The following is a 23,314-nucleotide window of genomic DNA, read 5'->3' as shown; positions in this document are numbered from 1 at the left end:
CGGGTGAAGCCGCCCTGGCGGGCATGGGACCAGCGTAAGCGCCAAAATGCGCCAAACCTGGTCGACACAGGGGAAACGCAGGCGGACGGCGCAGCGCACGCGCCGCCGATTTGCGCACGCAGTAAACCGAAGCATCCAATAACGGAATCGACGCACACATGAGTCAAACGGAACAAGGCACCTTGACCCCGGACACGCCGGAAGTCTCGGTCATCATTCCGGTCTACAACGAGGAAGCTGGCCTTCCCGCGCTGTTCGCGCGCCTGTATCCGGCGCTCGACGAGCTCGGCACCTCGTACGAAGTGATCTTCATCAACGACGGCAGCCGCGACCGCTCGGCCGCGATGCTCGCCGAGCAGTTCCGCGCGCGGCCCGACACCACGCGCGCGATCCTGCTCAACGGCAACTACGGCCAGCACATGGCGATTCTCGCGGGCTTCGAGCAGGCGCGCGGCGAGATCGTCATCACGCTCGACGCCGACCTGCAAAATCCGCCCGAGGAAATCGGCAAGCTCGTCGAGAAGATGCGCGAAGGCTACGACTATGTCGGCACCATCCGCAAGCAGCGCCAGGACAGCCTCTGGCGGCGCAAGGCTTCGCAGGCGATGAACCGTCTGCGCGAGCGCATCACGCGCATCAAGATGACCGACCAGGGCTGCATGCTACGCGCGTACGACCGCCGCATCATCGACACGATCAACCGCTGCGGCGAAATCAACACGTTCATTCCGGCGCTCGCCTACACGTTCTCGCAGAACCCGGTCGAGGTCGAGGTGGCGCACGAGGAGCGCTTCGCGGGCGAATCGAAGTACTCGCTCTATAGCCTCATTCGCCTGAATTTCGACCTCGTGACGGGCTTCTCCGTCGTGCCGCTGCAGTGGCTCTCGTTCATCGGCGTGATTCTCTCGCTCGGCTCGGCAGGCCTCTTCCTGCTACTGCTGATTCGCCGCTTCGTGCTCGGCGCGGAAGTGCAAGGCGTGTTCACGCTGTTCGCCATCACGTTCTTCCTGCTCGGCGTGATCATCTTCGCGCTCGGTCTGCTCGGCGAGTATATCGGCCGCATCTACCAGCAGGTGCGCGCGCGTCCGCGTTACCTGATCCAGACGATCCTCGAGGAGCGCCATGGCCGCGCCGTCGCCGATACGCCGCGCCAGGACTTCATGCAGGCCGCCGCGTTCGCGCAACCGGCCGAACCCGCGCGGGCGGCAGGGGCGGCGGCAAGGCCCGCCGCCACGAACCCGGCCAACGAAGGAGCCGGCCAATGAAGCCGCGCGCCGTTGTCTTCGCGTATCACAACGTGGGCGTGCGCTGTCTGCAGGTGTTGCTCGCGGGCGGCGTCGACGTTGCGCTCGTCGTTACGCACGAAGACAGCCCGACCGAGAACATCTGGTTCGGCAGCGTGAAGTCGGTGGCCGAGGAACATGGCATCGAGGTCGTCACACCCGCCGACCCGAAGAGCGCCGGGCTGCGCGCGGCCGTTTCCGCGGCGCGCCCGGACTTCATCTTCTCGTTCTACTACCGGCACATGCTGCCCGTGGACCTGCTCGCCCTCGCCGGGCGCGGCGCCTACAACATGCACGGCTCGCTCCTGCCGAAATACCGCGGCCGCGTGCCGACGAACTGGGCCGTGCTCAACGGCGAAACCGAAACGGGCGCGACGCTCCATGAAATGGCCGCGAAGCCCGACGCGGGCGCGATCGTCGCGCAAACTCCGGTGCCGATCCTGCCCGACGACACCGCTGCGCAGGTCTTCGACAAGGTGACGGTCGCCGCCGAGCAGACGCTCTGGCGCGTGTTGCCCGCGCTGATCGCGGGCGAGGCGCCGCATCTGCCGAACGATCTCACCCGAGGCAGCTACTACGGCGGGCGCAAGCCGGAGGACGGCCGCATCGATTTCGGCGAGAGCGCGCAGCACGTGTACAACCTGATCCGCGCCGTCGCTCCGCCCTATCCCGGCGCGTTCACCGACATCGGCAACGGGCGTTTCGTGATCGCCCGCGCGCGTCTCGTGCGCCCCGGCTCGCCAGACGCCGAAAGGGTCCGCCCCCTCGCCGGATTGCCCGTCGGCATCCACGTAAGCGATAATGCACTTTTCGCCGTCTGCGGCGACGCACGCGCCATCGCGATCCACGAACTGCGGCATGTGCATGACGGTCAGGAGACCGTCATCAGCCCCGCCGCGTTCTCCGAACTCATTTCATCTGTCCCCCGTCCATGACCAAAAAAGTTCTGATCCTGGGTGTGAACGGCTTTATCGGCCACCACCTCTCCAAACGCATCCTCGAAACCACGAACTGGGAAGTGTTCGGCATGGACATGCAGACGGACCGCCTCGGCGACCTCGTCAAGCATGAGCGGATGCACTTCTTCGAAGGCGACATCACGATCAACAAGGAGTGGGTCGAGTACCACGTCAAGAAGTGCGACGTGATCCTGCCGCTGGTCGCCATCGCGACGCCCGCCACCTACGTGCAGCAGCCGCTGCGCGTGTTCGAGCTCGACTTCGAAGCGAACCTGCCGATCGTGCGTTCGGCCGTGAAGTACCGCAAGCACCTCGTCTTCCCGTCGACGTCGGAAGTCTATGGCATGTGCGCGGACGAGCAGTTCGACCCGGACGCGTCCGCCCTCACCTACGGCCCGATCAACAAGCCACGCTGGATCTACGCGTGCTCCAAGCAGCTCATGGACCGCGTGATCTGGGGCTACGGCATGGAAGGCCTGAACTTCACGCTGTTCCGTCCGTTCAACTGGATCGGACCGGGCCTCGACTCGATCTACACCCCGAAGGAAGGCTCGTCGCGCGTCGTGACGCAGTTCCTCGGCCACATCGTGCGCGGCGAGAACATCAGCCTCGTGGATGGCGGCGCGCAAAAGCGGGCGTTCACCGACATCGACGACGGCATCGAAGCGCTCATGAAGATCATCGAGAACAAGGACGGCGTCGCCACCGGCAAGATCTACAACATCGGCAACCCGACCAACAACTTCTCGGTGCGCGAACTCGCGCACAAGATGCTCTCGCTCGCCGCCGAATTCCCCGAATACGCGGAATCGGCGAAGCAGGTGCAGCTCGTCGAGACGTCGTCGGGCGCCTACTACGGCGCGGGCTATCAGGACGTGCAGAACCGCGTGCCGAAGATCGACAACACGAAGCAGGAACTCGGCTGGGCGCCGAAGTCGACCTTCGACGAAGCGCTGCGCAAGATCTTCGAAGCGTACCGCGGCCACGTGGCCGAAGCGCGTGCGCTCGTCGAGCAACACTAAGCGTCAGAGAAAGGTCCTCGCCACTTGGCCCGCATCGTCCTGAAAATCGACGTCGACACGCTGCGCGGCACGCGCGAAGGCGTGCCGAATCTCGCGCGCATCTTCGACCGCTACAAGGCGCGCGCCACGTTCCTGTTCAGCCTCGGCCCCGATCACACGGGCTGGGCGCTGCGCCGCGTGTTGCGGCCAGGCTTCCTCAAGAAGGTGTCGCGCACGTCAGTGGTCGAGCACTACGGCGTGAAGCAGCTCATGTACGGCGTGCTGCTGCCGGGCCCGGACATCGGCGTGGAGGCGGCGGCCGAAATGCGCGCGATTCACGAAGCCGGCTTCGAGTGCGGCATCCATACGTGGGATCACGTGTACTGGCAGGACAACGTGCGCAAGCGCGACGCGCAATGGACCGCGCGCCAGATGCAGAAGAGCCACGACCGCTTCACGCGGATCTTCGGCACGCCGCCCGTCACGCACGGCGCGGCGGGCTGGCAGATGAACGAGGCCGCCTTCGAGCAGATCGACGCGTGGGGCATGCGCTACGCCTCCGACGGGCGCGGTCATTCGCCCTACCGTCCGGTAGTGGCGGGCCGCACGCTGAACCACGTGCAGATGCCCACGACGCTGCCCACGCTCGACGAGGTGCTCGGCGTGGACGGCGTCGATACCGATACGGTCGCGGCATGGATGCTCAAGCGGACAGAAAACAATCCGCACGACCAGGTCTTCACGCTGCACGCCGAACTCGAAGGCCAGAAGCTCGCACCGGTGTTCGAGCAGCTGCTCGCCGGCTGGCGCGCGCAAGGCCATACGTTTGCCACGATGGGCGACTACCATGCGACGCTGGACCCGGATTCGCTGCCATCGTACCCTGTCACCTGGGGCGAGATCGCCGGCCGCTCCGGCCAGCTGATCGTGCAGCCCGACTGAATCCGCCGCCCGCGCGCCGCTCAGTGCGAGGACTCGCGCCCGCGCAACACCCCTCGCCGCGGGCGGCACGCCGTCCCGGCAACGGCGCCGCGCGCAGCGGCAATGCCAGCCAATAACAAAGGGAGAGCCACGTGCCTGACGTGACCATCGCAGTCGACCACCCCGTTCCGGACTTCACCGCCCCCGCTACCGGCGGCGACTTCACGCTTTCGAGCCTGAAGGGCAGCAAGGTGGTGCTGTACTTCTATCCGAAAGACAACACGCCGGGCTGCACGACCGAAGGCCTGCAATTCCGCGACCTCTATCCGAAGTTCAAAAAGGCCGGCGCGCAGATCGTGGGCGTATCGCGCGACAGCGTGCGTTCGCACGATAACTTCAAGGCGAAGCTCGAACTGCCGTTTACCTTGGTATCGGATGCCGACGAAGCGCTGTGCACGCTCTTCGACGTCATCAAATTGAAGAAAATGTATGGCAAACAGGTACGGGGGATCGAACGCTCGACCTTCCTTATCGACGCGGCTGGCGTGCTGCGCCAGGAGTGGCGCGGCATCAAGGTCCCGGGCCATGTCGAGGACGTTCTGGAGGCTGTACAAGCGCTTTGAGGAGCGTTATATTGGGCTGCAATGAGTGCCTGTCCAACCCTTTTTACGTCGCGTTGCGGCGGTACCGCAGCCGGTCATGGCATGACCGGAAGTGCGCATCCGAGGCAACGGGACAACACCGAAATGAAGCCGCTTGCCTCGTCATCCGGGGCGGCGGCTTTTTTGTTTGTTTCATGCTGTTCTCTCCCGTTTTTCTCCCCGTTCGCGCCGGCTTTGCGACCCGGCGCGCGCAAACGTCAAGGAGCTGATCGAAAACCAGGCGAACCGGCATTTTCTGACCTGAGCGCGCACCTTGCGCAGTAACGACGGGGGCCTACCCGGCACCCGCACGCACCGCCCGAAAGCGCGCCTTACTGGGTAACCCCGCGACCACTCGACCCGATTTTTTCGAGGGACACCATGCCTTTGCCTACTCCCCCCAGCAAGCTCGGCAACCTGCTGCCGCCCGAAGAATACAAGGCGCGCGCCCGCACGACGCGCAGCACACGCAAGGCCGCGAGCGAGAACGACGCTGCCGACGTTGCCGAATACGGCCCCGGCAGCGTTGCCGAGCCGATGACGCAGGCCGCCAACGCCGCCACCACCTTGCGCACGGTGCCGCTTTCGGGCGCCAGCGCCGAACTGGCGGCGCTCGAACCGGTCGCGCCGGCGCCCGCGCGCAACAAGCGCAACAACAGCAGGCCAGTCACGGCCGCGCTGCTGCAGCCTATCGAGGCCCGCACCGGCGCCGACGAGACACCCGTTGCGCGCGGCGGCAAACCCGCCTCGGCAAAAGCCTCCGGCGGCGCTGCTGCGCCGGCTGCGCGCGCCGGCGCGAAAAAACGCGTGCACCCCGAAGAGAGCACCGAAGTCCAGAAGCTCTTCGTGCTCGACACGAACGTGCTGATGCACGACCCGACCTGTCTGTTCCGTTTCGAGGAACACGACGTCTATCTGCCGATGATGACGTTGGAAGAGCTCGACAACCACAAGAAGGGCATGTCGGAAGTCGCGCGCAACGCGCGCCAGGTGAGCCGCACGCTCGACCAGCTGGTCGCCAATGCAGGCCCGATCTCGGAAGGCATTTCGCTTGGCCGCCTCGGCAGCCGCGAAGCGCTCGGACGCCTGTACTTCCAGACCACGCTCACGCATATCGATCCGGTCGACGGCCTGCCCCAGGGCAAAGCCGATAACCAGATCCTCGGCGTGGTGCGCGCGCTGCAGCGCGACCGGCCGGATCGCCTCGTCGTGCTGGTGTCGAAAGACATCAACATGCGCATCAAGGCCCATGCGCTCGGCCTGCCCGCGGAAGACTACTTCAACGACCAGGTTCTCGAAGACAAGGACCTGCTCTACTCGGGCGTGCGCGCGCTGCAGCAGGACTTCTGGTCGAAGCACGCCAAGGGCATGGAGTCCTGGCAGGACACCAAGACCGGCACGACGTATTACCGCGTGACAGGTCCCGAATGCCTCTCGATGCTCGTGAACGAGTTCGTCTATCTCGAGCCGCAGAACGGCGAACCGGCGTTCCACGCGATCGTGCGCGAGCTCAACGGCAAGACGGCGCTCCTCCAGACGCTGCGCGACTATGGCCACCACAAGAACAACGTGTGGGGCATCACGGCGCGCAACCGCGAGCAGAACTTCGCCCTGAACCTGCTGATGAATCCGGAGATCGACTTCGTCACGCTGCTCGGCCAGGCCGGCACGGGCAAGACGCTCGTCGCGCTCGCGGCAGGCCTCGCGCAAGTGCTCGACGAGAAGCGCTACAACGAGATCATCGTCACGCGCGCGACCGTGCCGGTTGGCGAGGACATCGGCTTCCTGCCGGGCACCGAAGAAGAAAAGATGCAGCCGTGGATGGGCGCCTTCGACGACAACCTCGAAGTCCTCCAGAAAACCGACGACGCCGCCGGCGAATGGGGCCGCGCCGCGACCCAGGAGCTGATTCGCTCGCGCCTGAAGGTCAAGAGCATGAACTTCATGCGCGGCCGCACGTTCGTGGACAAGTATCTGATCATCGACGAGGCGCAGAACCTCACGCCGAAGCAGATGAAGACGCTCGTCACGCGCGCGGGTCCGGGCACGAAGATCGTGTGTCTCGGCAACATCGCGCAGATCGACACGCCGTATCTGACCGAAGGCAGTTCCGGCCTCACCTACGTGGTGGATCGCTTCAAGGGCTGGGCGCACAGCGGCCACGTGACGCTCGCGCGCGGCGAGCGCTCGCGGCTTGCCGATTACGCGTCCGATATCCTGTAATCCATCGGCTGGGCGCCGCCTGCCGGGGGCGCCTGTGCACGTGGCGAGGACCGCATCCGGGGAACCGGATGCGGTCCTTTTTTATTGCCCGGGCGTCCCTCAGGCACAACAGTTGGCGCACGAACTTCAAGTAAGTTGTGAAGAATTCTTGCGAAAGCCCTGACGGGCGGGCTACCATCCGCCCATGATCCGTTTTCCCGAAGGCGCACGCGTCGCGCGCGCCGCATTCGCTTCATGCGTCGACTCTGGCTTGCGCTTCTGATCGCAGTCCTGCTAGCCGCGTGCTCCAGCGCGCCGCAAAAGATATCGCGCAGCGGTTCGTCTGCCGGCGAGAACGCGTGGCGCACGAGGCCGCCAGGCTTTCCCAATTTCGTCGATCACAGCGTGGGCCGCGAGGAAATCTCGATCCAGGCGATGGGGCTCGTGGGCATTCCGTATCGCTGGGGCGGCAATACGCCCGATAGCGGCTTCGATTGCAGCGGTCTCGTCAAATACGTGCTGGCGCGCTCGGCCTCGGTGGACCTGCCCCGCACCACGGCCGAAATGAGCCTGCGCGGCGAAACGATCGAGCCCGACGAGATCGCCGCCGGCGATCTCGTCTTCTTCAATACGACCGGACGGCCGCATTCGCACGTCGGCATATACGTCGGCAACCTGCGCTTCGTCAACGCGCCTTCGACCGGCGGCACGGTGCGACTCGACTATCTGACCAACCCCTACTGGGCGAAGCGCTTCGACGGGATCCGCCGCATGGCACCGCCCAAACGCACGCCTTTCGAGACGCCGACCTGGCAAGCGTCCGCGCCCGCCGAACGCCTGCCCGGCGCGAACGCCACGCCGCCGGCTGCTGCGATGGCAAGCGTCGCGCCAGCTGCGGCGGCCCAGCCCGCGCCGCGAGCCGCGGCCGCAAGTCAGAACCGCATGGTCGCCGCGCCGCAGCCGGCCTATGCGGCAACGCCGGCCACTTCCGCGGCGGTTTCCGCCGCCCCAGCCGATGCATTCGAGCCGCCGCCCGCCTCGCCCGGTGCGGCGCAAATGCAGGCGCGCGACTCGGGCGCGCTCGCGCCCGCGGTTACACCCGGCAACAACGCGCCGGCCTATGCCACGGGCCCCGCAGCCAGCGCACCGCGCGACGCCATCGATGCCGCCGCCGACGCCTTCGAGCCGCCCCCGCCCACGGCAAGCGCGGCGGCGCGCCAGGCCGGCCAGCTGGGTTCGACGCCGATCCAGGCAGCGTCGCCGGCCGCAGGTGGCGCGCAGATCATACGCGCGTCGACAGCCGGCTCAGCCCCCCCCGCCCCGACCCAGTCCAGCGACGACCCCATCGCGCGCTTTGCCAACAGCGGCGATTGAAGCGGCCCCGCGGCGGCGCCGAGCGGCACGTTGCCCCTGGCCGGACGGCGAGTCTTGCTCCCAGCGGTTTGCGCCGCCCCGCGCCTCTGCTATCGTCTTGGGACCGTTTTTCATACTTTCGCGCAGCGAGGCGACGATGGATCTTGGACTGAGCAAGAAGGTGGTACTCGTGACGGGCGGCAGCAAGGGCATTGGCCTTGCCTGCGCGCGCGCCTTTGCGCAGGAAGGCGCCCGCGTGGCGATCGTCTCGCGCGACCCCGCCAATCTCGCGCGCGCCCGCGAGCAGCTGGCAAGCGTCGGCCTGCACGTGCACCTCACGCGCGCGGACCTGCACGAAGCGCACAGCGCTGCCGACGTGGTCGAAGAAGTTTCCACCGCGGTCGGCCCCATCGATATCCTCATCAACAGCGCGGGCGCGGCACGCCGCTACGACCCGGAAACGCTCGATGCGGACGCGTTCAGGGCCACGATGGAGGCGAAGTATTTCCCCTACATCTACCCGCAGCAGGAAGTGCTGCGCCGCATGGTGCAGCGGATCAAGTCGGGCGAGAGCATGGAGCCCGGGGCGATCGTCAACATCATCGGAATGGGCGGCAAGTTCGCAAGCGACATCCATATCGCGGGCGGCGCGGCCAACGCGGCGTTGATGCTCGCGACCGTGGGCCTCGCGCACTACCACGCGCGCTACGGCATCCGCATCAACGCGATCAACCCCGGCGCCACGCTAACGGAGCGGCTGCAGGAGGCCGTTCAGCTGGAGGCCCAGCGCACGGGCGTCGGCACGCAGGAGGCGTTGGCGAGCGGCGAGTCGAAGGTGCCGCTCGGGCGCTACGCGAAGCCGGAGGAAATTGCCGATGTCGCGCTCTTCCTCGCGAGCCGGCGGGCGAGCTACGTCACCGGCGCGCTCATTCCGATGGATGGGGCGAGCACGCCGCTGATCTGAACTGAGGCACATGTCAGTGCGCTGGCAAGGCCTCGAAAGCACTGCGGCGCCCGGAGGCGCCGCAGCTTTTACATGAAGCGGTGACCGAGCCACCACGCGGCCGCGGCCAGCGTGGCCGAGGCCGGTATGGTCAGCACCCAGGCCCAGACGATGTTGCCCGCCACGCCCCAGCGCACCGCGCTGAGCTTCTGCGTCGCGCCGACGCCGACAATCGCGCCGGTGATCGTGTGCGTGGTCGAAACAGGAATGCCCATCCACGAAGCCGTGAAGAGCGTGAGCGCCCCGCCCGCCTCAGCGCAAAAGCCTCCCACCGGCTTGAGCCTGGTGATCTTCTGACCCATCGTGCGCACGATGCGCCAGCCGCCGAACAGCGTGCCGAGCCCCATCGACAGATAGCAGCCGCCAATCACCCAGATGGGCGGCGCGTCCGCGCCGATCGCCGAGTAGCCGGTTGCAATCAGCAGCATCCAGATGATGCCGATGGTCTTCTGCGCGTCGTTGCCGCCGTGCCCGAGGCTGTAGAGGCTCGCGGAAAGCAGCTGCAGGCGCCTGAAGCGCCGGTCGACCTTGCTTGGCGGCGTGCGGAAGTACAGCCACGACACCGTGAGCATGAACAGCGAACCCAGGATGAAGCCGAGCAGCGGCGAGATGAAGATGAACGCCACGGTCTTCATGAGGCCGTCGAAATTGAGCGAGCCCCAGCCCGACTTCGCGAGCGCCGCGCCCACGAGACCGCCGATCAGCGCATGCGACGAGCTCGACGGGATGCCGTAGTACCAGGTGAGCACGTTCCAGCCGATCGCGCCCATCAACGCGCCGAACACCACGTAGTGGTCGACGATATCGGGGTCGATGGTGCCCTTGCCAACTGTCTGCGCCACCTTCAGGTGGAACACGAAATAGGCGATCACGTTGAACATGGCGGCGAACGCCACCGCCTGCTGCGGCTTCAGAACACCCGTGGACACGACCGTGGCGATGGAATTCGCCGCGTCATGAAAACCGTTCATGAAGTCGAAGACGAGCGCGATGGCGACCAGCGTCGCGACCGCCCAGAGAGCGAGTTGTATCGATTGCATCGCAGTTCGCTCAGGCGTTCTCTAGCACGATGCCTTCGATGATGTTCGCGACATCCTCGCACTTGTCGGTGATCGCTTCGAGCAGTTCGTAGATCGCCTTCAGCTTGATCAGCGTCTTGACGTTGTCTTCCTCGCGGAAGAGCTTCGAGATGGCGGAGCGCAACAGGCGGTCGGCGTCGGATTCGAGGCGGTCGATGTCCTCGCAGGCCTTCAGGATCTCGCGCGCCTGCTTCATGTCGGAGAGGAGCCCCACGGCCAGCTGCACGCGCTCGGCCGTGGCCGTCACCACATGCGCCAGCTGGCTCGCCTCGGCGGTCACGGCTTGCACGTCGTAGAGCGAAATGGCCGTGGCGACGTCCTCCATGAGGTCGAGGCAGTCGTCCATGGTCGTGATCAGCTTGTGGATCTCGTCGCGGTCGAGCGGCGTAATGAAGGTCTTGTGCAGCAGGTCGATCGCCTCGTGCGTGAGCTTGTCAGCGGCCTTTTCGGAGGCCTGCACATTCTGCTTGTGGACCTCGGCGTCAGCGAGGTTATCGATCAGGAGTTCGAGTTCGCGGCTTGCGGAAACGATGCATTTCGCATGCGCATTGAAGATTTCGAAGAACTTGCCTTCGGTGGGCATGAATCGACCGAACATTGGTATCCCGGAAATTGGTCTCGGATTGCCGTCACGAAGCGGTAACTTCGCGGCAACTACGCTGCATTTAAGCGGCAAAATAGGCGACAGAGCTGGCTGTCATAAAACGGCAATATTGTATCGTCAGGCGAGCGCTGCCGCATGGATCGGCAGCCGCCAACGCGGCATTTGCGCCACTTTGGCGCAAGCCGCGCAACGCTTCGCGTTATTCGCCGTAGAAGGTCTGCGCCCCGGCAAAATTATCGAACTTCGTGTATTGACCGTGGAACGTGAGGCGAACGGGTCCGATCGGACCGTTACGCTGCTTGCCGATGATGATTTCGGCCGTGCCCTTGTCGGGACTGTCCGGGTTGTAGACTTCGTCGCGATAGATGAACAGGATGACGTCCGCGTCCTGTTCGATTGCGCCCGATTCACGCAGGTCCGACATTACCGGCCGCTTGTTCGGACGCTGCTCCAGACCGCGGTTCAGCTGCGAGAGCGCGATCACCGGTACGTCCAGTTCCTTCGCCAGGCTCTTGAGCGAGCGCGAAATTTCCGAAATTTCGGTCGCGCGGTTCTCGCCCGACGACGAGCCGCTCATGAGCTGCAGGTAGTCGATGATGATGAGCCCGAGCTTGCCGCACTGGCGCGACAGACGCCGCGCGCGCGAGCGCAGTTCCATCGGATTCAGGCCGCCGGTTTCGTCGATGAAGATCTGCGCCTCGCTCATTTTCTGCACGGCGTGCGTGAGCTTCGGCCAATCCTCGTCGGTCAGGCGGCCCGTGCGCATGCGGTGCTGATCCAGACGACCGACCGACCCGAGCATACGCATGATGAGCTGCGTGCCCGGCATTTCCATCGAGAACACCGCCACCGGCAGACCATACTCCACGGCCACATACTCGCCGATGTTCATCGAGAAGGCGGTCTTACCCATCGACGGGCGCCCGGCCACGATGATCAGCTCGCCGCCGTGCATGCCCGAGGTCATGCGGTCGAGGTCCATGAAGCCCGTGGGCGTGCCCGTGACGTCGCTCGGGTTGGCCGTGTGATAGAGCGTGTCGATGCGCTCCACGACCTGCGTGAGCAGCGGCCCGATCTCGAGAAAGCCCTGGGTGCCGCGCGCGCCGTCTTCGGCGATCGAGAACACCTTCGACTCGGCCTCGTCGAGCAGCTGGCGCACTTCCTTGCCCTGTGGGTTGAAGGCGTCGGCGGAAATTTCGTCGGCGACGGAAACGAGGCGGCGCAGCACCGCGCGGTCACGCACGATTTCCGCGTAGCGGCGAATGTTCGCGGCGCTCGGCGTGTTCTGCGCGAGCGCGTTCAGGTATGCGAGGCCACCCACGTCATCCGCTTTGCCCGAGGTGCCGAGCGCCTCGTACACCGTCACCACGTCGGCCGGGCGCGTGGCGGCGATCAGCCGGCCAATGTGCTCGAAGATGATGCGGTGATCGTAGCGATAGAAGTCGCTTTGCGAGAGGAAGTCGGCAATCCGGTCCCATGCGCCGTTATCCAGCAGCAGGCCGCCGAGCACCGATTGCTCGGCTTCGATCGAATGCGGCGGGACTTTCAGCGAGTCGAGTTGGGGATCTTTCGGAGCGTTCATGGAGGGCAATTATCGGACAAGGGGATGCCTCGAACAAGCTTGAAAACTTGCAACGCGCGTCCAGGCCGCGCACAACAAAAAAGGCAGAAGCCCTGCGGCTCCTGCCCTTCCTGAGGTCTTGCGTCAAATGCGGTGTCAAACCGCGCGGCCCGCGGGGGCCGTGGGGACTTAGGCGTGCTCGCCCAGCACCGACACCGTGACGTCGACGAGGACGTCGGTGTGCAGCGAGACCTGCACCGGGTGGTCGCCCACCATCTTCAGCGGGCCTTCCGGCAGACGCACTTGCGCCTTTTCCACTGCGAAGCCTTGCTTCGTGAGCGCAACGGCGATGTCCGCGTTCGTGACCGAACCGAACAGGCGGCCGTCCACGCCGGCCTTCTGGCCGATCTGGACGGTCAGGCCGTTCAGCTTTTCGCCTTCGGCTTGCGCGGCTGCCAGCTTTTCGGCGGCGACCTTCTCGAGTTCTGCGCGGCGGACTTCGAATTCAGCGATTGCGTCCTTCGTAGCACGGCGTGCCTTCTTGTTCGGGATCAGGAAGTTACGTGCGTAACCGTCCTTCACCTTGACGATGTCGCCGAGGTTACCCAGGTTGACGACTTTTTCCAGAAGAATGATCTGCATTCTATTGCTCCTTATCGCGTCGTCTTGTTAGGCCTTGTGCTGGTCGGTGTACGGCATCAGCGCGAGGAAACGCGCGCGCTTGATAGCCGTGTCCAGCTGACGCTGATAGTGGGCCTTCGTACCCGTCAGACGAGCCGGCGTGATCTTGCCGTTTTCGCCGATGAAGTCCTTCAGCGTATCGAGGTCCTTGTAGTCGATCTGCTCGACGCCTGCAGCCGTGAAGCGGCAGAACTTCTTGCGCTTGAAGAGCGGGTTTTGTTGCTGACGACGCTTGTCGAATTTCTTACCAGTCGGGCGGGCCATGGTTAGTCCTTTCCTGTGCCTTGCATTTCGGTGATGTGAAACACCAGGGTTCGCGCATTGCGGTGCTTTTTCGCCAGAAAACCGGTGAAGAGCGCTTCCACGCCCATCTCACAGCTTTCCACGAGACCGCAGACCTTGCCGGCCGCCACCGCGGGCATCGTGAGTTCGACGAAGCGGGGAATGCCGGCTTCGACGACCTCCGTGCGGTGCTGCAACGTAACGCTTGCGATCGGAACGCCGGCGGGGGTGTACCGCACCGGTTCGCGTTCGACGACGCTCGCGGTAAGTTGAAGCCTGTTCACGCGGAGTTGCCTGAATCCTGATGGCTTACGTTAATTAAGCCTGCGCTTCGGTCGGCTGGGCAGCCGCCTTCTTGGCTTCTTCGCGCTGCACTTCCTTCATCATCGGCGACGGGCCGGTTTCGGCCTTCTTCATCTTGACGATGAGGTGACGCAGAACGGCGTCGTTGAACTTGAACGCGTGTTCCAGTTCGTCGAGCGTGGTCTGGTCGCATTCGATGTTCATGCAGACGTAGTGAGCCTTCGCGAGTTTCTCGATCATGTAGGCCAGTTGACGACGGCCCCAGTCTTCGATGCGGTGGATCTGGCCACCGTGCGAGGTGATCGTGCTCTTGTAGCGCTCGATCATGGCGGGCACCTGCTCGCTCTGATCGGGGTGCACGATGAAGACGATTTCGTAATGACGCATGTGTCACTCCTTGTGCTGACTTTTGGATAGAAGCCACCCGGGCGTCGGAACCGGTGTGGCAAGTGAGAAGCCGAAGATTGTAGCGCGAATAGGTTGCGCACGCAAGATAGATCCTGCGTGCGGTCGATGAATCGGGCGTGTTTTCAATGACTTGCGCAGCGAGGAGCACCCTGGAGGCACGCCTGAAGGCGCTCCCAAGTGCGCGTCTGAGACGGCGGCCTAGCCCCCTGCCGCCTCGCTCGCGCCGCCCGCGAGACGGGCGTCGAGCGCCGCGCGCAGGCCGTCGAGCGCATCCGCGCCGGCGTCGCTCACCGCCCACCAGGTCATGCCCGCCGCCTGCCAGCGCAGGAGCGCGTAGCCTTCGCTCGAAGCCGGCGGCGCAGCGCCCGAGACGGCGGGTCCGCTCGCGCCTGGCGGAAATACGTAGACGTCGATCACATGCTTGCCATGATGATAGACGAGCACGGCGACGCGTTCGCGCCCCACATAATCGAGACGTCCGCCCGCCAGCGCAAAACCCTGCTGCGCCAGATCGAAGACGGGCGGCGCATAGTCGATGCGACCGTTGAACCACGGCTTCACGGTATGGCGGTCCGTCGAGATCACGTCGATATCGCGGCCCGAGATCTGGGCGCGCACGTGGCTCGACACGAGGTCGTCGACGAAGGCCGTCTCAGCGGCCGGGCGGCGCAGATGCAGTGTGGCGATCACCGCCAGCGCGCCAAGGATCAACACCGCGCAACCGAACCACGCGAGCGTGGCCGCGTGCGGACCCGCGCCGACGGACTCAGTGCCCCAGCCCCGGCCGCCCGCGTTGCCTCGCGCCCCGCCGACGCTGGCTGGCCACCCGTTGCGCAGCCACGCGCGCCAGCCGCCCGATTTGCGCGCGGGGGCTGGCGAAGGCATTGCCTTCGCAGGCGGGATATCCGTCGCCGGCAATGCCGCGGCAATACGCGCAGCGAGCCCAGCCGGCGCCCGGTGGTATGGCGCGGAACGGATCATTCGGGAGATGGCCTGCGCATCGTCGGCGACACGGCGGCACGTCTCGCAGCCTGCGAGATGCTCGCGCACACGCCATTCGTCGGCAGCGGAGAGTTCGCGGTCGACGCTCGCGTCGACCAGCGGGCGCGCTTCGTTACAGTTCATCTGGCGCCTCCGTCGTTCGGCCTTCGGTGCGGGAGCAAGGGCGCAACGGCGCTCCGCCGTCGGCGGCCGGCTCCTCGCGGAACCGACCGCCGTTTCCCCGGCCGGATGGTCTCCTGGCTTGACTGCTTCCCCCGACTCCTGCCCTGTCGTCCGCGCAGCCGTGGGCGGGGACAACCGGATCGTTTGCCGTCTCGTTGACTGCAGTACGCGCCGCTGCCTGCTCGCGCTCGCCGCCGCGGTACCCCGCCAGCAGCGTCGCCAACCGCCTGCGCCCACGTGCGAGCCGCGACATCACCGTGCCGACCGGCAGATCGGCGATCGCCGCGATCTCGCGGTAGCCCAGCTCCTCCAGCTCGCGCAGCACCAGCACTTCCCGATACTCGACCGGCAGGCGCCTGAGCGCATCCTGCACGTGGCGGGCGTCTTCGGCGCGAATCGCGAGCGTCTCGGGATCGACGCCGCCCGTTTCCCAGCCCTCGAGCGGCGCGTCGTCGCGCAACTCGTCGAACGGCGCCACCTCTTCCGCACCCGCGCGCCGCCGCCATTCGTCGTACCAGACGCGCCGCACGATCGCGAGCAGCCAAGGGCGGGCCTCGTCGCCGCGAAAGGCATCGAAGAAGCGGAACGCGCGCAGAAACGCCTCCTGGACGATATCTTCCGCGTCGCCCGGGTTGCGCGAGAGCCAGCGCGCGAGGTTGTAGGCCGCATCGAGATGCGGCAGCGCCAGCGCCTGAAAACGGCGGCTGCGCCCTGCCTCATCCTGCTCGTACGCGGATTCGCCCACGTCGTCCCCTCGCTTCTTCGTCTGGCTTGCGCGACCGTGGCCGCATACAGGCACTACCGAAGTTCGGGCCAGTTTATTCCCGCTGCGCGCGCACGAAAACGAAAAATAAATTCGCCGCGCGCGATTACGCGCCGGCCCAGTACCCCGGCCGCGCGTAGACCTCCTTGAGATAGTCGATGAAGTAGCGCACGCGCGCCGGCACGTAGCGCTGCTGCGGATACACCGCGAGGATGTCGTAGTCGGGCAGCGCGTATTCGTCGAGCACCGTTTCGAGTTCGCCGCGTGCAAGCTGGGCGTCGATCTCCCAGGTCGAGCGCCAGCCGAGGCCGAGGCTCTCGGTCACCCAGCGGTGCAGCAGCTCCCCGTCGTTGCAGTCGAGCGTGCCGCCCACGCGCACGGTGACGAGCTTGCCGCCGCGGCTGAAGTACCAGCCGCGGTTCTGGCCGCCCTGCAGGTTGAACGCTAGGCAATTGTGGTTCGGCAGGTCTTCGAGCGTTTTCGGGCGCCCGTGCTTGCGGAAATACTCGGGTGTGCCGCACACCACGCGCCGGTTCGTGGCGAGCTTCACGGCGACGAAGTTCGGGTCCACCGCGCCGCCGATGCGGATCGACAGGTCGTAGCCCTCGCGCACCAGATCGACCACGCGGTCGGTGAGATTGAACGACACCTGGAGTTCGGGCTTGTCGGCGAGAAACGCGGGCGCGAGCGGCGCGACGTGCTTGCGCCCGAACGCGGCGGGCGCCGAGACGATCAGATGGCCGCTCACCACCTGGCGTCCGGCGGACAGCTCGTTTTCCGCCTGATCCCAGTCGGCGAGCAGGCCGCGGCAGCGCTCGAGAAAGGCCGCGCCCTCCTCGCTCACCACGAGCCGCCGCGTGGAGCGGTAGATGAGCTTCACGCCCAGGCGCCTTTCCAGCGCGTCGATACGCCGCCCGAGGATCACCGGCGAGACGCCTTCCTCGAGCGCCGCCGCCGCGAGGCTGCCCGCGTCCGCGACGCGCACGAAGGTTTCGATCTGCTTGAAGCGGTCCATTGCCTGTCTCCTGTCGGCAGCACTTGGCGCTTTAGCGCTTAGTGATGCCCCATGCAAAGCTGTCGGCAGCACCTGGCGCTTTAGCGCTTAGTGATGCCCCATGCAAAGCTGTCGGCAGCACTTGGCGCTTTAGCGCTTAGTGATGCCCCATGCCGCGCGCCGCAGGCGCCGGCGCAACCGTTGCCCCAGCGCCCCACTGGCATTCCATACTTTTTGTTTCGGAATAAACGACCTGAACTGATCTTATCAAACCTTTCCTGCGCCCCTAAAGTGGCCTCAACGCATCGCCATCCCTCGCATACGAGACATTCAGGAGACAATCATGGCCAAAATGAGAGCCGTCGACGCCGCCGTTCTGGTGCTCGAAAAGGAAGGCATCGATACCGCCTTCGGCGTGCCGGGCGCCGCCATCAATCCGTTCTATTCGGCGATGAAAAAGGCCGGCGGCATCACTCACGTGCTGGCGCGCCACGTCGAAGGCGCCTCGCACATGGCCGAGGGTTATACGCGCGCCACGCCGGGCAATATCGGCGTGTGCATCGGCACCTCGGGCCCCGCGGGCACCGACATGATCACGGGCCTCTACTCGGCCCAGGCCGATTCGATACCGATCCTCGCGATCACGGGCCAGGCGCCGCGCGCCCGCCTCTACAAGGAAGACTTCCAGGCCGTCGACATCGAGTCGATCGCCAAGCCCGTCACCAAGTGGGCCGTCACCGTGCGCGAGCCGGCGCTCGTGCCGCGCGTGTTCCAGCAGGCGTTCCATCTGATGCGCTCGGGCCGTCCGGGTCCGGTGCTGGTCGACCTGCCGATCGACGTGCAGCTTGCCGAAATCGAATTCGACATCGACACCTACGAGCCGCTGCCGGTCTACAAGCCGAAGGCGACGCGCAAGCAGATCGAAGCCGCGCTCGACCTGCTCAACGCGAGCGAGAAGCCGCTGATCGTCTCGGGCGGCGGCGTGCTCAACGCGGCAGCCGAAGACCTGCTCGTGCAGTTCGCCGAAACGGTCGGCGTGCCCGTGATCCCGACGCTCATGTCGTGGGGCGCGATTGCCGACGACCACCCGCTCATGGCCGGCATGGTCGGCCTGCAGACCTCGCACCGCTACGGCAATGCCACGATGCTCGCCTCGGATTTCGTGCTCGGCATCGGCAACCGCTGGGCGAACCGCCATACCGGCAGCGTCGAGGTGTACACGAAGGGCCGCAAGTTCGTGCACGTCGATATCGAACCGACGCAGATCGGCCGCGTGTTCGGCCCGGATCTCGGCATCGTCTCGGACGCGAAGGCCGCGCTCGAGCTGTTCGTCGAAGTCGCGCAGGAATGGCAGGCCGCAGGCAAGCTGAAGGACCGCAGCGCATGGGTGGCCGACTGCCAGCAACGCAAGCGCACGATGCTTCGCAAGACGCACTTCGAGAACACGCCGATCAAGCCGCAACGCGTGTACGAAGAGATGAACAAGGCGTTTGGCCGCGACACCTGCTACGTGAGCACCATCGGCCTTTCGCAGATCGCCGGCGCCCAGTTCCTGCACGTGTACAAGGCGCGCAACTGGATCAACTGCGGCCAGGCGGGTCCGCTCGGCTGGACGATTCCGGCGGCGCTCGGCGTGCGCGCAGCCGATCCGACGCGGCCCATCGTGGCGCTCTCGGGCGACTACGACTTCCAATTCATGGTCGAAGAACTGGCCGTGGGCGCGCAGTTCAAGCTGCCGTACGTGCACGTGGTCGTCAACAACTCGTATCTCGGCCTGATCCGCCAGGCACAGCGCGCGTTCGACATGGACTTCTGCGTGCAGCTCGCGTTCGAGAACATCAACGCGCCTGAAGTGAACGGCTATGGCGTCGATCACGTCACGGTCGCCGAAGGCCTCGGCTGCAAGGCGCTGCGCGTGTTCAAGCCGGAAGAGATCGCCCCGGCGCTCAAGCAGGCCCAGGCACTCTCCGCCGAGCACAGCGTGCCGGTTGTCGTCGAAGTGATTCTCGAGCGCGTGACCAACATCTCGATGGGCACCGAAATCGACGCCATCAACGAGTTCGAAGAACTGGCCGAAAAGCCCGAGCACGCGCCGACTGCCGTCAGCGCGGTGAATGCCCTCGACTGAGCGCACTCGAGCCCGCCTCGCCGCAACACGGGCAGCGCGCACGGCACCGGCGCGCGGCCTGGCTGATTTACCGCCTGACTTCTTTTACTGACCGACCAGCGAGACCCAGCATCATGCCAAAATTCGCCGCGAACCTCACCATGCTGTTCAACGAAGCGCCCTTCCTCGACCGCTTCGCAGCGGCCGCACAAGCGGGCTTCGACGCCGTGGAGTTCCTGTTCCCGTATCCGTACAATGCCGCCGAGCTGGCCGAGCGTCTGGAGCTCAACGGGTTGAAACTCGTCCTCCACAACCTGCCTGCGGGCAACTGGGAAGCGGGCGAACGCGGCATTGCCTGCCTGCCCGAGCGCCGCGGCGAGTTCCAGGAAGGCGTGGGCCGCGCGATCGAATATGCGAAGGCGCTGAAGGTGCCGCAACTGAACTGTCTCGTCGGCATTCCGACGGCAGGCGTCGATCGCGAAACGGCGCTCGCCACGATCGTCGATAACCTGCGCTTTGCCGCCGGCGAACTCAAGCGCGAAGGCATCCGCCTGCTGGTGGAGCCGTGCAACTCATACGACATTCCCGGCTTTGCGCTGAACCGCTCGGCACAAGCGCTCGATGTGATCGAAAAGACCGGCTCGGACAACCTGTTCCTGCAGTACGACATCTATCACATGCAGCGTATGGAAGGCGAACTCGCGGCGACGATCAAGAAGCACTTCGCAAAGATCGCCCACATCCAGCTCGCCGACAATCCGGGCCGCAACGAACCCGGCACGGGCGAAATTAACTACCCGTTCCTGTTCGATCTGCTCGACACGCTCGGCTACGAAGGCCACATCGGCTGCGAGTACAAGCCGCGCACGACGACCGTCGAAGGCCTCGGCTGGCTGCGCAGCGCCATGCAGCGCACCGCCGAACTCGCCTGAGCCCGTCATCGCACGCAACGGCGCGCACATTCACGCATTCGCCTTAACGGAGACACAAGATGGCAAAGATTGGCTTTATCGGACTCGGCATCATGGGCGCGCACATGGCGCGCAATCTCATCAAGGGCGGCCACACGCTCGCCGTGAACGGCAAGTACCCGGTACCCGACGACCTGCGCACGCAAACCGAAGTCGTCGCCGATTCGACGGCGGTCGCAAAGGCGTCGGACATCGTCATCGTGATGGTGCCGGACACACCCGATGTCGCCAATGTCCTGTTCGCCGACGACGGCGTCGCCAAGGGTCTCTCGGCCGGCAAGCTCGTAATCGACATGAGCTCGATCTCGCCGCTCGAAACCCAGCAGTTCGCCAAACAGATCAACGCGCTCGGCTGCGACTATCTCGACGCGCCGGTCTCGGGCGGCGAAGTCGGCGCACGCGAAGCCACGCTCTCGATCATGGTCGGCGGCCCGCAAAAGGCGTTCGATTTCGCGAGGCCCCTGTTCGAACTGATGGGCAAGAACATCTCGCTCGTCGGCGACAACGGCGCGGGCCAGACCACCAAGGTCGCCAACCAGATCATCGTCGCGCTGAACATCGAAGCCGTGGCCGAAGCCCTGCTCTTCGCAGCCCGCTCGGGTGCCGACCCCGAGCGCGTGCGCAAGGCCCTGATGGGCGGCTTCGCTTCGTCGCGCATTCTCGAAGTGCACGGCGAGCGCATGACCAAGCGCACGTTCAACCCGGGCTTCCGCATCGAGCTGCACCAGAAGGACCTGAACCTCGCGATCGACGGCGCGCGCAAGCTGGGCATCGCGCTGCCGCATACCGCGAGCGCGCAGCAGTTCTTCAGCGTGTGCGCCGCGAACGGCGGCAAGGCGTGGGACCACTCGGCCATGATCCGCGCGCTCGAGATCATGGCGAACTTCGAGATCGCCGAGCCGCAAGCGCAGGTGAAGGCGGCTTGAGTTTGCGCCGTAGCAGGACGGCGGTACGCGCGACACAACGCGCGGGCCGCCCGCAGAACCGGATCACGCATATCGGCTCGCGCTGACATTCAAGCACACGAGCCTCCCGTGGGGCGCTTCGCGGCGGCGGCAACCGCCGCGAGGCAAATCGGTGCCGCTCTGGGCTGAGGGCGGCCAGTGGGGTCCGAAAGCGGCGCCCGGTGACGGCGGGGAAGCCTTGGTCGGTCAGACGTCGTCATCGGGTGTCCGCGTGTCGGATGCCCGTTTTTCTTTGCCTTCTTTTTTCTCTCCTCCCGGTTACACACGCCTTGACGCTATCCCGATGAACGGCTTCGCGGCCGCGTTTGCACAATTGTGCTTTCATCTGCCTGTCACGCAGACGGGTCAAGGTGGACACGACGCGTGAGCACCGAGTCATTTCCAGCACGTGAGGAGAGTGATCGATGGGCATTATCAATTTCATCAAGGAAGCAGGCGAAAAACTGTTCGGCACGGCGGCAGCGCCTGCCGCCGCGGAGCCCGCTGCCGCACCGGCAGACCCCGCCGCGAATCCCGCCGAACTGAACCAGAAGGCCGGTGACGCGATCGCCACCTATATCCGCTCGCAAGGCCTCGACGCCGACAACCTCGGCGTGACCTACGACGGCGTCTCGCACACCGTGACCGTGACCGGCAACGCCGCCGACCAGCCGACCAAGGAGAAGATCCTCGTCGCGGCCGGCAACGTGCAGAACGTCGACAAGGTCGACGACCAGATGAGCGTGACGAATCCCGCGCCCGAAGCGCAGCACCACACGGTCGTCGCCGGCGACAACCTCTGGAAGATCGCCGAAAAGTACTACGGCAGCGGCGCGAAGAACGACGCGATCTTCGAGGCGAACACGCCGATGCTCAAGAGCCCGGACAAGATCTATCCGGGTCAGGTCCTCGTGATTCCGCCGCTGCAGTAAGCGCGGCAACACGCAAACGCCGCCAGACGCGGCCAGAAAAGAAACGGGCCTGGCGGTGAGCGATCTGCCAGGCCCGTTCTTCGTTGTGCGCAGCCAGCCTCAATACGTGTCGAACACGTCCTGCAGCCCCGCCTTGTCGGTCGTGCCCGCCGCCAGCGCGAGCAGCAGCAGCACGCGCGCCTTGTACGGGCTGAGCGTGCCCGACGACACGAAGCCGAGCGTATCGTCTCTCGCCGCGCCGTTGCGCATCACGTGACCCGAGCCGACGCGCGAGGCGCGCACGACGGCCACGCCCTTGGCGGCCGCCTCGGCCAGCGACTGCTGCAACGCGCCGTGAATCGAGCCGTTGCCCGTGCCGGCCACGACGAGCCCATCCACGCCGGCGGCAACGAGGGCTTCGACAGCCGCACGCGACACGCCCGCGTAGCTCGTCACGATCTCGACCTGCGGCCATTGCGCCGAAGCCGTGAAAGGCGTTCCGACCGTATGCGCCCGCAGCGCGCGGCGCTGGAATTCCACGCGGCCGTCCTGCACCCAGCCCAGCGCGCCGATCTCCGGCGACTGGAATGCATCCACCGCGTAGGTGCTGACCTTCGCGACGTCGCGTGCGCAATGAATCCGGTTATTGAACGCCACCAGCACGCCCTGCCCGGCCGCCGCCTCGCTCGCGGCAAGCGTGACGGCATTGAGCAGGTTGAGCGGGCCGTCGGCGGAAAGCGCCGTGGCGGGACGCATGGCCGCCGTCAAGACGCACGACTTCGTGCTCTTCACCGTGAGATGCAGCAGGTACGCTGTTTCTTCCAGCGTATCCGTGCCGTGCGTGATCACCACGCCGTCTACTGCGTCGCTTGCGAGCAGTTCGTTCACGCGCTGCGCGAGCGTGGTCCACAGCGCGAGCGACATGTCCTTGCTGTCGATGCTCGCGACCTGCTCGGCGTGGATGTGGGCGATGGCGTCGAGGCCCGGCACGGCGGCCAGCAGCTGCGCGACGCCGATCACGCCGGCCTGGTAGCCGGCGGTGTTCGCGGCGTCGGCGGCGGAGCCCGCGATGGTGCCGCCCGTGGCGAGCACGGCGATGCGCGGCAGCGCCTTTGGCGCCGCCGCGCAAGAGGAAGTGGAAGTATTCATGGCGGCGATTTTAAGCGATCCGCCGCCACC

The 23,314-nt window shown here is 65.6% G+C and carries 23 protein-coding genes; 12 read left to right on the top strand and 11 right to left on the bottom strand.

Annotated features, from left to right (window positions below; all coding sequences use genetic code 11):
• Positions 1-158: 158 nt before the first annotated feature.
• From BHE01S_RS24670 to BHE01S_RS24635, 8 genes are all read left to right on the top strand, one after another.
• Positions 159-1,265, top strand: coding sequence for a glycosyltransferase (locus tag BHE01S_RS24670; protein WP_084069174.1), 1,107 nt, complete (start codon positions 159-161; stop codon positions 1,263-1,265).
• Entirely contained in the window at positions 1,262-2,218 is a 957-nt protein-coding gene (locus BHE01S_RS24665; RefSeq protein WP_042268644.1) for a formyltransferase, read from the top strand. The genes BHE01S_RS24670 and BHE01S_RS24665 overlap by 4 nt, the downstream gene beginning before the upstream one ends.
• Complete coding sequence (locus BHE01S_RS24660; protein ID WP_052406078.1) at positions 2,215-3,264, top strand: bifunctional UDP-4-keto-pentose/UDP-xylose synthase; 1,050 nt, start codon at positions 2,215-2,217, stop codon at positions 3,262-3,264. The genes BHE01S_RS24665 and BHE01S_RS24660 overlap by 4 nt, the downstream gene beginning before the upstream one ends.
• Before the next feature lie 24 nt (positions 3,265-3,288).
• The gene (locus BHE01S_RS24655; protein ID WP_042268643.1) at positions 3,289-4,185 is read left to right on the top strand and encodes a polysaccharide deacetylase family protein; all 897 of its coding nucleotides are present in this window, start codon (positions 3,289-3,291) and stop codon (positions 4,183-4,185) included.
• A 140-nt stretch (positions 4,186-4,325) separates the two neighbouring features.
• Positions 4,326-4,787, top strand: coding sequence for a peroxiredoxin (locus tag BHE01S_RS24650; protein ID WP_042268642.1), 462 nt, complete (start codon positions 4,326-4,328; stop codon positions 4,785-4,787).
• A 399-nt stretch (positions 4,788-5,186) separates the two neighbouring features.
• A complete protein-coding gene (locus BHE01S_RS24645) occupies positions 5,187-7,028 on the top strand; it encodes a PhoH family protein (protein ID WP_042268641.1) in 1,842 nt (613 codons plus the stop codon).
• Positions 7,029-7,262: 234 nt separating this feature from the next.
• Positions 7,263-8,381: a C40 family peptidase gene (locus tag BHE01S_RS24640; RefSeq protein WP_042268640.1), complete on the top strand. Its 1,119-nt coding sequence runs from the start codon at positions 7,263-7,265 to the stop codon at positions 8,379-8,381.
• Between the two features lie 136 nt (positions 8,382-8,517).
• A complete protein-coding gene (locus BHE01S_RS24635; RefSeq protein WP_042268639.1) occupies positions 8,518-9,324 on the top strand; it encodes an SDR family oxidoreductase in 807 nt (268 codons plus the stop codon).
• 68 nt (positions 9,325-9,392) lie between these two features.
• On the opposite strand, the gene BHE01S_RS24630 is transcribed toward BHE01S_RS24635, so the two are convergent.
• From BHE01S_RS24630 to BHE01S_RS24585, 10 genes are all read right to left on the bottom strand, one after another.
• Positions 9,393-10,403 carry an inorganic phosphate transporter gene (locus BHE01S_RS24630; protein ID WP_042268638.1) on the bottom strand — a complete coding sequence of 337 codons (1,011 nt, stop codon included), beginning with the start codon at positions 10,401-10,403 and terminating at the stop codon, positions 9,393-9,395.
• Positions 10,404-10,413: 10 nt separating this feature from the next.
• Positions 10,414-11,040, bottom strand: coding sequence for a DUF47 domain-containing protein (locus BHE01S_RS24625; RefSeq protein ID WP_042268637.1), 627 nt, complete (start codon positions 11,038-11,040; stop codon positions 10,414-10,416).
• A 205-nt stretch (positions 11,041-11,245) separates the two neighbouring features.
• Positions 11,246-12,628 carry a replicative DNA helicase gene (locus BHE01S_RS24620; RefSeq protein WP_042268636.1) on the bottom strand — a complete coding sequence of 461 codons (1,383 nt, stop codon included), beginning with the start codon at positions 12,626-12,628 and terminating at the stop codon, positions 11,246-11,248.
• A 168-nt stretch (positions 12,629-12,796) separates the two neighbouring features.
• Complete coding sequence (gene rplI / locus BHE01S_RS24615) at positions 12,797-13,249, bottom strand: 50S ribosomal protein L9 (RefSeq protein ID WP_042268635.1); 453 nt, start codon at positions 13,247-13,249, stop codon at positions 12,797-12,799.
• 27 nt (positions 13,250-13,276) lie between these two features.
• Positions 13,277-13,552, bottom strand: coding sequence for a 30S ribosomal protein S18 (gene rpsR, locus BHE01S_RS24610; protein ID WP_035526157.1), 276 nt, complete (start codon positions 13,550-13,552; stop codon positions 13,277-13,279).
• A gap of 2 nt (positions 13,553-13,554) precedes the next feature.
• Positions 13,555-13,854 carry a primosomal replication protein N gene (priB, locus tag BHE01S_RS24605; protein WP_042268634.1) on the bottom strand — a complete coding sequence of 100 codons (300 nt, stop codon included), beginning with the start codon at positions 13,852-13,854 and terminating at the stop codon, positions 13,555-13,557.
• A 34-nt stretch (positions 13,855-13,888) separates the two neighbouring features.
• Positions 13,889-14,260 carry a 30S ribosomal protein S6 gene (gene rpsF / locus BHE01S_RS24600; RefSeq protein ID WP_027818337.1) on the bottom strand — a complete coding sequence of 124 codons (372 nt, stop codon included), beginning with the start codon at positions 14,258-14,260 and terminating at the stop codon, positions 13,889-13,891.
• Between the two features lie 219 nt (positions 14,261-14,479).
• Positions 14,480-15,406 carry a zf-HC2 domain-containing protein gene (locus BHE01S_RS24595; protein ID WP_042268633.1) on the bottom strand — a complete coding sequence of 309 codons (927 nt, stop codon included), beginning with the start codon at positions 15,404-15,406 and terminating at the stop codon, positions 14,480-14,482.
• On the bottom strand, positions 15,396-16,190 hold the full coding sequence (locus tag BHE01S_RS24590) for an RNA polymerase sigma factor (protein ID WP_157025609.1): 795 nt from the start codon (positions 16,188-16,190) through the stop codon (positions 15,396-15,398). The genes BHE01S_RS24595 and BHE01S_RS24590 overlap by 11 nt, the downstream gene beginning before the upstream one ends.
• A gap of 124 nt (positions 16,191-16,314) precedes the next feature.
• A complete protein-coding gene (locus BHE01S_RS24585; RefSeq protein WP_042268632.1) occupies positions 16,315-17,223 on the bottom strand; it encodes a LysR substrate-binding domain-containing protein in 909 nt (302 codons plus the stop codon).
• 322 nt (positions 17,224-17,545) lie between these two features.
• Here BHE01S_RS24585 and gcl point away from each other — a divergent pair, with 322 nt between their 5' ends.
• The 4 genes from gcl (at position 17,546) to lysM (ending at position 22,156) form a co-directional block, all read left to right on the top strand.
• Positions 17,546-19,330, top strand: a complete 1,785-nt coding sequence (gcl, locus tag BHE01S_RS24580) for a glyoxylate carboligase (protein ID WP_042268631.1) — start codon at positions 17,546-17,548, stop codon at positions 19,328-19,330.
• A 113-nt stretch (positions 19,331-19,443) separates the two neighbouring features.
• Positions 19,444-20,241, top strand: a complete 798-nt coding sequence (gene hyi / locus BHE01S_RS24575) for a hydroxypyruvate isomerase (RefSeq protein ID WP_042268630.1) — start codon at positions 19,444-19,446, stop codon at positions 20,239-20,241.
• Positions 20,242-20,300: 59 nt separating this feature from the next.
• Entirely contained in the window at positions 20,301-21,206 is a 906-nt protein-coding gene (locus tag BHE01S_RS24570) for a 2-hydroxy-3-oxopropionate reductase (protein WP_042268629.1), read from the top strand.
• 443 nt (positions 21,207-21,649) lie between these two features.
• Positions 21,650-22,156, top strand: a complete 507-nt coding sequence (gene lysM, locus BHE01S_RS24565; protein ID WP_042268628.1) for a peptidoglycan-binding protein LysM — start codon at positions 21,650-21,652, stop codon at positions 22,154-22,156.
• Between the two features lie 99 nt (positions 22,157-22,255).
• On the opposite strand, the gene BHE01S_RS24560 is transcribed toward lysM, so the two are convergent.
• Positions 22,256-23,284: an asparaginase gene (locus BHE01S_RS24560; protein ID WP_042268627.1), complete on the bottom strand. Its 1,029-nt coding sequence runs from the start codon at positions 23,282-23,284 to the stop codon at positions 22,256-22,258.
• Between the last annotated feature and the right edge of the window lie 30 nt (positions 23,285-23,314).

Origin of the sequence: Paraburkholderia heleia NBRC 101817, assembly GCF_000739775.1 — a bacterium.
Classification (GTDB): domain Bacteria; phylum Pseudomonadota; class Gammaproteobacteria; order Burkholderiales; family Burkholderiaceae; genus Paraburkholderia; species Paraburkholderia heleia.
The sequence above is the reverse complement of the archived record's forward strand: the minus strand, read 5'-3'. Positions and strand labels throughout refer to the sequence as shown.

Coding starts and splice junctions, on each gene's coding strand:
- BHE01S_RS24625 (WP_042268637.1), bottom strand. CDS start 11,040: ATGTTCGGTCGATTCATGCCCACCGAAGGCAAGTTCTTCGAAATCTTC.
- BHE01S_RS24585 (WP_042268632.1), bottom strand. CDS start 17,223: ATGGACCGCTTCAAGCAGATCGAAACCTTCGTGCGCGTCGCGGACGCG.
- lysM (WP_042268628.1), top strand. CDS start 21,650: ATGGGCATTATCAATTTCATCAAGGAAGCAGGCGAAAAACTGTTCGGC.
- rpsR (WP_035526157.1), bottom strand. CDS start 13,552: ATGGCCCGCCCGACTGGTAAGAAATTCGACAAGCGTCGTCAGCAACAA.
- rpsF (WP_027818337.1), bottom strand. CDS start 14,260: ATGCGTCATTACGAAATCGTCTTCATCGTGCACCCCGATCAGAGCGAG.
- gcl (WP_042268631.1), top strand. CDS start 17,546: ATGGCCAAAATGAGAGCCGTCGACGCCGCCGTTCTGGTGCTCGAAAAG.
- BHE01S_RS24620 (WP_042268636.1), bottom strand. CDS start 12,628: ATGAACGCTCCGAAAGATCCCCAACTCGACTCGCTGAAAGTCCCGCCG.
- BHE01S_RS24645 (WP_042268641.1), top strand. CDS start 5,187: ATGCCTTTGCCTACTCCCCCCAGCAAGCTCGGCAACCTGCTGCCGCCC.
- BHE01S_RS24570 (WP_042268629.1), top strand. CDS start 20,301: ATGGCAAAGATTGGCTTTATCGGACTCGGCATCATGGGCGCGCACATG.
- hyi (WP_042268630.1), top strand. CDS start 19,444: ATGCCAAAATTCGCCGCGAACCTCACCATGCTGTTCAACGAAGCGCCC.
- rplI (WP_042268635.1), bottom strand. CDS start 13,249: ATGCAGATCATTCTTCTGGAAAAAGTCGTCAACCTGGGTAACCTCGGC.
- BHE01S_RS24660 (WP_052406078.1), top strand. CDS start 2,215: ATGACCAAAAAAGTTCTGATCCTGGGTGTGAACGGCTTTATCGGCCAC.
- BHE01S_RS24560 (WP_042268627.1), bottom strand. CDS start 23,284: ATGAATACTTCCACTTCCTCTTGCGCGGCGGCGCCAAAGGCGCTGCCG.
- BHE01S_RS24665 (WP_042268644.1), top strand. CDS start 1,262: ATGAAGCCGCGCGCCGTTGTCTTCGCGTATCACAACGTGGGCGTGCGC.
- BHE01S_RS24595 (WP_042268633.1), bottom strand. CDS start 15,406: ATGAACTGTAACGAAGCGCGCCCGCTGGTCGACGCGAGCGTCGACCGC.
- BHE01S_RS24635 (WP_042268639.1), top strand. CDS start 8,518: ATGGATCTTGGACTGAGCAAGAAGGTGGTACTCGTGACGGGCGGCAGC.
- BHE01S_RS24640 (WP_042268640.1), top strand. CDS start 7,263: ATGCGTCGACTCTGGCTTGCGCTTCTGATCGCAGTCCTGCTAGCCGCG.
- BHE01S_RS24630 (WP_042268638.1), bottom strand. CDS start 10,403: ATGCAATCGATACAACTCGCTCTCTGGGCGGTCGCGACGCTGGTCGCC.
- BHE01S_RS24670 (WP_084069174.1), top strand. CDS start 159: ATGAGTCAAACGGAACAAGGCACCTTGACCCCGGACACGCCGGAAGTC.